Here is a 4951-nt window from a genome sequence, read left to right as displayed (position 1 = left end):
TACCTCCACACCGTCAATGACAACGGCATCGCCAAGCTGCGGGCCGTGGCTACCGACGGCCACCGCCTGGCGCTGGCCGAAATGCCGGCCCCCGAGGGCACGGCCGGCTCCCCCGGCGTGATCGTGCCGCGCAAGACAGTGAGCGAGGCCCGCCGGCTGCTGGACGACGCCGGCGAGAGCGTCGACCTGCAGGTCAGCCCGCAGAAGGTCCGCTTCGAGTTCGGTAGAGCCGCCCTCACCTCGAAAGTGATCGACGGCTCGTTCCCGGACTACAGCCGGGTGATCCCGAAGGACAACAACCGGGTGATGATGGTCGACAACCGGCTGTTCGCGGCCGCCGTCGACCGGGTCGCCACCATCTCGGCCGAGAAGAGCCGGTCGGTCCGCATGGCCATCGAGCCCGGTCGCGTGGTGCTGACCGTCCGCAACATGGAAGCCGGACAGGCCGTCGAGGAGCTGGAGATCGACTACTCCGGCGAGCCCTTCGAGCTCTCCTTCAACGCCCGCTACCTGCTGGACGTCACCGACCAGATCAGCGGCGAGACCGCCGAGTTCCGCTTCGGCGGTCCCAACGACCCGGCCCTGGTCCTCGACCCCGTCGACCCGGACGTCCAGTACGTGCTGATGCCGCTCAGGGTTTAGGCGGGCCGCCCGCCGGCGTGGCTGCTTTAGCCGGCGGCTCGATCGGAAGGCAGGTGCGCTTGCGGCAGAAGGCCTCGCCGGCCATCACTCCGACCCGCACACCGTAGTAATAGGCGCCGAGCGTTGCGCGGTTGGCGTTGACATCACCGGTGGCGATCTGACGCCCTATCGGCGAGGAGAGGAAAGCGCGGATCTCCTCGAGATCGGAGCGAGTGAAGGTGCTCGCAAAGGCGTCCGCAAGGAGCTCCACGAAGGCGGGCCGTTGAGCGATCGCGGCGGCCGCGAACGCCCTCCGCACCTCGGCCTCGATCCCCGCGCCCGAGGCGGCCTCAGTCTTGGCGGCTTCCGCCGGGAGGTCGCCCACCTGCAGCCGCGCGACCTCCCGGGCGAGCGCGTGGTTGTCGCCCGGAGTCACAGTCGCCCGCGTGGGCATCTCCACACCCGGAAAGTTCCCGCCGGGGAACACGACGACGAAGCTCAGGCTCTCGCCGGCGGCGCCCTGGCCCATCATCTCGGCGTTGAGCTTGAACCAGGGCGAAACCTCCAGCGCGGCTCTCGCCAGTCCAAGGTTCGGCGGCGTTTCGCCGACGACCTTGCAGTCCTCCGGCACCCCGAACGCGCCAACCCGGCACGCCAGCCGAACCAGGCCGCCGATGCGGAGCATCCTCAGCGCTTCCGGCAGGCGTTGGAAGACGTGCTCGAACGTCGGCTCCTGCAGCCAGTCCGGGTCGATGATGTTGGTCCCCTCCGGGGCCGAAGCGACCTCCAGACCTTCGACCGCGCATAGTCGCGAGGCGCAGAAGCGGTTTCGTGCGTCCGCCGCCACCAGCTCGAAATAAGTCGACACCATCTCCTGCCACGGGATCGCGCGCGTCGGGTCGAGGCCGAGCCAAGCGCGACCGGCCGGCTTTGCCGCAAAATCAGCCATGGCGCGAAGCTCGGCCTCGTCGTAGGCGGCCGCGAGGCCAGCCACGGAGTAGTCTCCGGCGTCCCGGGCCGCAGCTTCTGCCGCCTGCCGCATGGCCTGCCGCGCCAGGTCCAGGGCCTCGGGGTCAAGCTCATAGTCAGTGGCGGCGGCCACGCTCTCCTCGATGGCGGCCACGAAGGCTGTTTGCCCGCCGCCGCGGTTCCAGATCTCCCGCGCGAGGGCCCGCCTCGGTTCGGGCGCCGCGGGCGCCGCGGGCGGGGGCGGCAGCTCCCCGCCCGGGAGACTGAAGCGGATGGGAATCCGAACCGTGCCGCCATCCACCGGCTCGCCGTCCACCGTCTTGGGCTTCATGCGGAACCGCTCGGTCAGCGCCAGCGCCGCTTGGCCGAAGCCCAGCCCGTCCGGCAGTTCGGATTGCACTTGGCAGTCCACGAGAAGCCCAAGGTCGTTCACTCGGCAGTGGACCGTGGCCCGGCCCTCGAGGTTCAGCATCTGAGCCACCATGGGATAGGCGCTGGCGAGCTGCTCGCCGGTAGGGCGGGCCTGCCAGTCGGGATTGGTGATCACCCGCGGCTGTGCGTCCGCGGCGGAAACGAGCGCCCCAAGCCAAAGCGCCGCCAGTTCGAGCATCAGTCGCATACGCACCCCCATCGCCAGCCTAAAGCTGCAGCTTGCGGCGGCAAGCCCGGCGTCGCGCAAGCGCGTGTGAGGCGGTATTTAGGTGCAATGAAGCTCGTTCTCCTCGCCTTCGCGACCGCGCTCCTCTCCGCCCCCGCCCTCGCCCAGCCGACGGTCGTCACCCGCGAGGTGGGGACGCTGGTGACGGAGAACGTGCCGGAGACGCCGCCCGAGGTGCGCGAGCGGCTGCGGCGCTACCAGAACGCCCGCTCCGCCGGCTTCCGCGACTGGCTCGCGGACGGCTCGATGCTGATCACCACGAGGTTCGGCCAGACCAACCAGCTGCACCGGGTCACAGCGCCGCTCGGCGTGCGCAGCCAGCTGACCTTCTTCGACGAGCCGGTGGCGGGCGCCGTCGCGCAGCCGGGGGCGCCGGGCCGCTACATCTTCAGCCGGGATGCCGGCGGCGATGAGTATTTCCAGGCCTACGCGGCGGACCTGGCCGGCGCGGAGGTGCAGATCACCGAGCCCAAGACCCGCAACCTGTCGCTGGTCTTCTCCAAGGACGGCCGGCGCCTCGCCTGGAGTCGGGTGACCCCGGGCTCGGGCGACTACGACATCCTGCTGATGGAGGCGAGCGATCCCGCCACCCGCCGCGTGGCGCACGAGGGGACGGGGGCGATGTCGCCGATCGCCTTCTCGCCGGATGGGTCGAAGCTGCTGCTGAACCGCTACATCTCCGTGCAGTCGTCCAAGCGCTTCGTCCTCGACCTGGCGAGCGGCGCCCTCACCGAGATCAATCCCTCCGAGACCGAGATCGCCTACACCGACGGCGAGTTCACCGCCGATGGTCGCGCCGTGCTGATGATCTCGGACGAAGGCTCGGAGTTCGCCCGGCTGGTCCGCTACGACCTGGCCGACGGGCGCAGGACCACCATCGCCGAAGGCCGCGGCTGGGACATCGAGAGCTTCGACCTTTCCGAGGACGGCAGGCTGCTCGCCTATTCGGCCAACGAGGACGGCCGCTCCAGGGTGACGCTGAGCCCATTCGGCGGCGGGGCGGACCTGGTCCAGCCGCAGTTGCCCACCGGCGTGCTCACGGCCCTGCGCTTCTCGCCCGACGGCCAGCGGCTGGCCATCGGCCTCAACACCGCCACCTCGCCCGCGGACGTCTGGGTCTGGGACCTGGCGCAGGCGCGCCTGACCCGCTGGACCGAGAGCGAACTCGGCGGCCTGAACCGCGCGGCGATGGTCGAGCCGTCGCTGATCCGCTTCCGCTCGTTCGACAAGCGCCAGATCCCAGCCTGGGTCTACCGCCCCAAGGCGCCGGCGGGCGGCAAGGCGCCGGTGATCGTCTCGATCCACGGCGGACCCGAGGGCCAGGAGCGGCCGGGCTTTAATCCCACCTACCAGTACTGGGTGAACGAACTCGGCGCGGCGGTGGTTGTCCCCAACGTCCGCGGCTCCACCGGCTACGGCAAGACCTACGTCGCCCTCGACAACCGCGAGAAGCGGCAGGACTCGGTGAAGGACATCGGCGCGCTGCTGGACTGGATCGCGACCCAGCCGGACCTCGACGCGAGCCGCGTGGTGGTCACCGGCGGCTCCTACGGCGGCTTCATGACCCTGGCGAGCCTGGCCGCCTACAACGACCGCATCGCCGGGGCGATGGAGAGCGTCGGCATCTCCGACTTCGAGACCTTCCTGAAGAACACCGAAGGCTATCGCCGCGACCTGCGGCGGGCCGAGTACGGCGACGAGCGGGACCCGAAGATGCAGGCCTTGTTCCGCAAGATCTCGCCCATCCACCTGACCGACCGCATGAGCCGGCCGCTGTTCGTTGTCGCCGGCTACAACGACCCGCGGGTGCCCTGGACCGAGGGCCAGCAGATCGTCCGCAAGGTGCGCGAGAACGGTGGCGAGGTCTGGTGGATGATGGCCAAAGACGAGGGCCACGGCTTCGCCAAGAAGCACAACCGCGACGCCCTGCGCGAAGCCGAAACCCTGTTCCTGAAGAAGGTCTTCCGCCTGCCGTAACGCTCCCCCTGATGGGGCGCATCTGGTAGAGCCTCCCGGTGCGGACCGCGCTCGCTTCCCTCACCCTCACCGACTTCCGTTCGTACGAGCGGGCGCACGTCGAGATCGGCGGGCGGGCGGTATGGCTTGTGGGGCCGAATGGGGCGGGCAAGACCAATCTCCTGGAGGCCGTCAGCCTGCTGACGCCGGGACGCGGCCTTCGCGGCTCGAGCCTCGCCGAGGTCGGGCGCCGGTTGCCGGGCGAGGCGGTCGGGCGGGCCTGGGCGATCTCGGCGGTGGTGGAGCAGGCAGGCGAGCCGGTGCGGCTCGGCACCGGCGTCGAGAGCCCCGGCGCGCCGCGCCGCCTCGTGCGGCTGGAGGGCGAGACCGTTCCGCCCGGGCGGCTGGCGGACCATCAGCGGCAGGTGTGGCTGACGCCGGCTCAGGACCGGCTGTTCCTGGAAGGAGCGTCCGAGCGGCGGCGGTTCTTCGACCGGCTGGTGTTCGCGGCCGAGCCGCTGCACGCGGCCCACGCCTCGGCCTACGAGCGCGCCCAGCGCGAGCGGATGCGGCTGCTCACCGCCGACGAGGCGCCGGACCCGGCCTGGCTGTCGGCCCTCGAGGCGCGGATGGGCGAGGCCGGCGCGCTGATGGCCGCGGCCCGGGCGCGGACCCTGACGGCCCTGCAGGCCGAGATCGACACCCGCGGCGAGCGCCCCTTCCCGCAGGCTCGGCTGTCGCTGACCG

General features: G+C 70.8%; 4 protein-coding genes. 3 read left to right on the top strand and 1 reads right to left on the bottom strand.

The window, feature by feature from the left end:
- Positions 1–642: DNA polymerase III subunit beta (gene dnaN, locus VHK87_RS18615; protein ID WP_329636389.1), on the top strand; the 642-nt coding region annotated here is incomplete at its 5' end.
- On the opposite strand, the gene VHK87_RS18610 is transcribed toward dnaN, so the two are convergent.
- Positions 632–2209, bottom strand: a complete 1578-nt coding sequence (locus VHK87_RS18610) for a TonB family protein (protein ID WP_329636388.1) — start codon at positions 2207–2209, stop codon at positions 632–634. The genes dnaN and VHK87_RS18610 overlap by 11 nt on opposite strands.
- Before the next feature lie 87 nt (positions 2210–2296).
- Here VHK87_RS18610 and VHK87_RS18605 point away from each other — a divergent pair, with 87 nt between their 5' ends.
- The gene (locus tag VHK87_RS18605; RefSeq protein ID WP_329636387.1) at positions 2297–4225 is read left to right on the top strand and encodes a S9 family peptidase; all 1929 of its coding nucleotides are present in this window, start codon (positions 2297–2299) and stop codon (positions 4223–4225) included.
- A gap of 38 nt (positions 4226–4263) precedes the next feature.
- Positions 4264–4951: AAA family ATPase (locus tag VHK87_RS18600; protein WP_329636386.1), on the top strand; the 688-nt coding region annotated here is incomplete at its 3' end.

The organism is Phenylobacterium sp., from assembly GCF_036263695.1.
Lineage (GTDB): Bacteria > Pseudomonadota > Alphaproteobacteria > Caulobacterales > Caulobacteraceae > Phenylobacterium.
This window is presented reverse-complemented; position numbering and strand designations above follow the sequence as displayed.

Bases quoted from the DNA above. Each gene is read 5' to 3' on its own strand.
- VHK87_RS18610 (WP_329636388.1), bottom strand. From the start codon at position 2,209: ATGCGACTGATGCTCGAACTGGCGGCGCTTTGGCTTGGGGCGCTCGTT.
- VHK87_RS18605 (WP_329636387.1), top strand. From the start codon at position 2,297: ATGAAGCTCGTTCTCCTCGCCTTCGCGACCGCGCTCCTCTCCGCCCCC.